The organism is Bacillus sp. LR--39 (assembly GCF_053613335.1).
Genome location: NZ_JBSIOT010000657.1, coordinates 1 through 812, shown reverse-complemented (window position 1 = coordinate 812; position 812 = coordinate 1). Strand labels below are relative to the sequence as shown.

The 812-nt window shown below is 44.5% G+C and carries 1 protein-coding gene and 1 pseudogene; both read left to right on the top strand.

Annotation, left to right across the window (positions count from 1 at the left end; genetic code table 11):
• A pseudogene (gene gbsB, locus ACWHAR_RS25635) lies at positions 1-373 on the top strand (choline dehydrogenase); the annotation flags it as partial.
• Positions 374-460: 87 nt separating this feature from the next.
• The coding region (locus ACWHAR_RS25630; protein ID WP_452088253.1) for an MOSC domain-containing protein at positions 461-812 on the top strand (352 nt) is incomplete at its 3' end.

Sequence of the window (812 nt, the reverse complement as noted above, 5' to 3'; positions counted from 1 at the left end):
CCAAACGCTTGGCGGTATTATCCCAGTCGCTCACGGCCAATGTGTAGCGGCGATGATGGGCCCTGTAATGGAATACAACTGGAAGGGCTATCCTGAGAAGTTTGCGCGTATTGCGAAAGCGTTCGGTATTGATACAAGCAAGATGACAACAGAAGAAGCTGCGAAAGCATCTGTCAATTGGATGTATGATCTGGTCGAAGATTTAGAAGTGCCGACTTTAGAAGAGCAGGGAGTATCACCTGATATGATCGAACGCTTGTCTAAAGAAGCAATGAAAGATCCGCAAACCTTCGGAAACCCTAGAGATTTAAATGAAAAAGCATACAACTGGATCTACAAGCGCTGCTTTAACCTTACGCCTAAAACGGTATAATCAAAATCCCGCTCCTTTACAGAGCGGGATTTTTTGGGATAATGAAGCATAGGTGGAAATTTTAGATAAGAAGGAAGGTGCCAGCTGATGTGGAAGCGTATGACTGCAAAAGCGGAAGGCTTATATATCGCAGATACAGATAGCTTCGTAACAAAGCAAATGGACAAGCTTGATTTTGATTATGGCGGCATCCCCGGCGACTTGCATTTTGGCCTGACCAAAAAAGCGGGAGCCAGAGAACCAATGTTTTCAAGAGGGACTGAAATTTTCAACCGCAGACAAATTTCAATTGTTTCAATAGAGGAATGCAACGAAATCGCTTTAAAAATGGGAGTGCCAAGGATTTTGCCGGAATGGCTCGGGGCGAATGTGGCAGTCAGTGGTATGCCAAATCTTACTTCATTAAAAGAAGGAAGCCGGATTATTTTTCCGAGCGGAG